This window comes from Desulfosporosinus sp. OT (assembly GCF_000224515.1).
Taxonomy (GTDB): Bacteria; Bacillota; Desulfitobacteriia; order Desulfitobacteriales; family Desulfitobacteriaceae; genus Desulfosporosinus.
In genome coordinates, this window is sequence record NZ_AGAF01000166.1 from 1 (window position 1) to 2,942 (window position 2,942).

Consider the following 2,942-nt stretch of genomic DNA (forward strand, 5'->3'; position numbering starts at 1 on the left):
GGGAGAAATCCTTCCCTGATTTTTTTCGTTTTTTACTCACCCCCTGTCCGCCATAGGACATAAACTATGATAGGACAAAGAAAGGAGGGGAAACGCATGAAAAAGGATGTCGATTCCTCAAGCTTAGCAGAAGTTGTAGATCGTATTTTAGAAAAAGGGATAGTTATAGACGGGTATGTCAGGGTTTCTCTAGTTGGCATTGAACTTTTAACGGTCGATTTGCGTATTGTGATAGCCAGTGTCAACACCTTCCTGAGATATGCCTGTGCAGTAGGACTAACCACCGAGCACCACAAAGATTTATTTTAGATTAAAGGGGAGGGAGAAATCTCTCCTCTTTTATTAATTTTCAAGTCCCTTACTTCGACAATTGAGGGTCCTTCGTGAGTTCACAGTTAAACCATTGTTTTATAAGCATCCAAAGTTACCTTTGCAACTTTAGACCAAGGATAATGTTTGTGTATGTGGTGCATTAAAGGGAGGGGCGAGGCATCGAACGATTGCTTAAGTGCAGTACGTAAACTCATATCATCAAGTGGGTGCACATAAAGTGCCATATCTTGAAAATACTCATGCGGGCTGCCTTGGTCCGTAGAGATCACAACGGTACCACACGCTCCAGCCTCTATGCTGGATAAACCTGGTGTTTCAAACCAACTGGGTAGAGCATGCGATTTCGCTGCTGAATAAGCAGAAGCGAGCAGTTCTCCCTGTAATGTGCCAATATGAATGACGTTAGAAAAAGCCGTGACACTCTTGAAATATGTTGGGTCGTTAACCGGTCCCAAAAGAACGAGAGAAAGCCCGAGTTCCTGACAGATCTTAGCCAACCAATGCTGGTTTTTGCGGGAAGAAATTCGGGCAGCACAGAGTACGAATTCTTCGGGAATATTAGGGAACTGTTTCTGGAAAAGCTGAGGGGTCGCTCTGATGAATGAATCCGGAAACCCATTCGGTACGACCTCAAAAGGAGCGGCCTTAAGGAAATCTTGATGAAGAACATCCATTTCAATAATACTGTTAGGAAGTAGGAGGTTACACTCGCTCACAAGACGAGCACGCATGGGTTGCAGATGTCTCCAGACAGCTAGGGCATTGGAGCTTGCGCCTTCACGCTTAAAGTAAGCATTAGGAGGCCAGTAAATAGGAGAGATGGCAATCTTCTTTTTTTGCTTCTGGGCATTGAGGAAAAACATATAGCTTTCTTTGATTCGGGTGATATTGAAAATATGAACAAGGTCATAGGAAGACATGTCAATATTAGGATCAGCAGATAAATGTACTTCAACACCAAGATTTTTAAGCTCTTGCCCGGTCGAAACCATTTGTACTGTATCCCCAGCGGGGTTTTTCATGAAGTCCGGACGAGCTTGGAAAAGTACTTTCATTAAACACTCCTCCTACTATAACTTTTCGAGATACGGTCGAATGGACTGGAGGCGGTGTTGATAGGTATGGTTGCGGTACACTTCCTCCTGACCTTGACAGGCGATTTTCTGGCGGAGGTCCTCCCGACTTAGATAATATCGCACAAGCTCTAACGTCTCATCCGGATGGCGGCTCCAGACGAGGTGGACATGGTTTTTAAAAAGGTTTTCAATGGCTGGGGACCAGTGCGTTAGGAAAAAAGCTCGACAGCCTAAGGCTTCAAAGGTTCGCATGCTCATCATGGTAGGAGAGTCTATTACCGAATGTAAGCCTAAAACGATTTTTGCTGAAGAATACGCACAGGGTAACTGTTCATAGGGTAAATATCCTTGATAAATCTCAGGTGGCAATGTGTAATAGTCCGTGTTCGCCAGCCAATGTTCGTCACCGAAAACTTTCAAATGAAAGGGCCCTGATCGTAGAGGTGTCAGAATGGTTTCGAGCCCAACTTTCCGTTGAGCGTACGATGTATAGTAATTAGCAACGAGCAGTAAATCGCATGTGTACTGATGCGACGGTTCAGTAAGGCAATGAAATGAGGGATTACAGGCAAAATGGAAATATAGCGCACGTATTTTCTCCCGCTGGTAAAGGGGTAGACATTCCTCAGCTGGTGTAAGAACCAACTTGGCTCCACGGCCCAAAGGGCGGGACATGCGGCGCCAGTCTGGTGGATCATCAATGGCCCAATAAACGAGGGGGAGAGAATAACGACGTAAAATAGGAAATAATTTCCATGACACAGTAGAAATTGAAACACCGTCTGCTAAAGCAAAGTTGGGTTTCCATGTCCGAAGCATCTCAGTTAAACGCTCTTCCCAGTCCGGTAAGCGGACTGGGAGATAACGAATGGTATCCATTGAGGAAAAACCCGAGGCTAAGCCCTGGCTTAACAGAGAGGAATCGTTCAAAAATAAAATGTTCATTTAAAATGTCTCCATTGATGGTTAGATAGTTCAATAACAACCTCCAAGGATTTGATCAGGCTTGCCGGGTTAATGTGGTATCGTTGAGCAGCCTGCTCAACGCTCATACTGAGCAAGCATTTAGCTCCTCAACCAGTTGTTGAAATGCCAAATTTACGGAAAGTATTGGCTGTCTGAGGGTACTTGGAAAGAATTTCGGCAAGATTTGTCTTTAAATCTAGGTGATCCATTTATTCCAAAATCCTCCTTTATTTTTTACATCCTTTTTTTCTTCCTGGAGTTGGGAAATCTGTACTACTAGATTTTCTAGTGATGATTCGTTCTCTTCTTGTTTGGTGAGCATGACCCGAAGAACTTGGGATAGGCTCTGAGTTTCCTTCTCGAGATTGGCCATGGCTTCCTTAACTGGTTCAAGTTCTTCAAGAGGGGTTTCTGCTAATGCTGCGACCACAGCTTCACTTGATTCATCAAGGAGATGACCTTCTTGATTAGGTTGAAGGGCATTTAGCGAGATGGCCTCAAGAATTTGATCAAGTTTTGTGACTGTATTCTGAAGCTCAAGACTCATCTTAGAGTTTTCCTGTTCAA

At 44.1% G+C, this 2,942-nt stretch carries 3 protein-coding genes and 1 pseudogene; 1 reads left to right on the plus strand and 3 read right to left on the minus strand.

Features of this window, described 5'->3' with window-relative positions; genetic code table 11:
- Window positions 1–96 precede the first annotated feature (96 nt).
- The gene (gvpJ, locus tag DOT_RS15555; RefSeq protein ID WP_009620646.1) at window positions 97–309 is read left to right on the plus strand and encodes a gas vesicle protein GvpJ; all 213 of its coding nucleotides are present in this window, start codon (window positions 97–99) and stop codon (window positions 307–309) included.
- An 86-nt stretch (window positions 310–395) separates the two neighbouring features.
- Here the strand turns inward: gvpJ and DOT_RS15560 are convergent, their stop codons facing one another.
- From DOT_RS15560 to DOT_RS15570, 3 genes and pseudogenes are all read right to left on the minus strand, one after another.
- On the minus strand, window positions 396–1,388 hold the full coding sequence (locus DOT_RS15560) for a glycosyltransferase (RefSeq protein ID WP_009620648.1): 993 nt from the start codon (window positions 1,386–1,388) through the stop codon (window positions 396–398).
- Window positions 1,389–1,403: 15 nt separating this feature from the next.
- Entirely contained in the window at window positions 1,404–2,354 is a 951-nt protein-coding gene (locus tag DOT_RS15565) for a glycosyltransferase (RefSeq protein WP_009620650.1), read from the minus strand.
- A gap of 217 nt (window positions 2,355–2,571) precedes the next feature.
- Window positions 2,572–2,942: pseudogene (locus tag DOT_RS15570) on the minus strand (hypothetical protein); the annotation flags it as partial.

Coding starts and splice junctions, on each gene's coding strand:
- gvpJ (WP_009620646.1), top strand. CDS start 97: ATGAAAAAGGATGTCGATTCCTCAAGCTTAGCAGAAGTTGTAGATCGT.
- DOT_RS15560 (WP_009620648.1), bottom strand. CDS start 1,388: ATGAAAGTACTTTTCCAAGCTCGTCCGGACTTCATGAAAAACCCCGCT.
- DOT_RS15565 (WP_009620650.1), bottom strand. CDS start 2,354: ATGAACATTTTATTTTTGAACGATTCCTCTCTGTTAAGCCAGGGCTTA.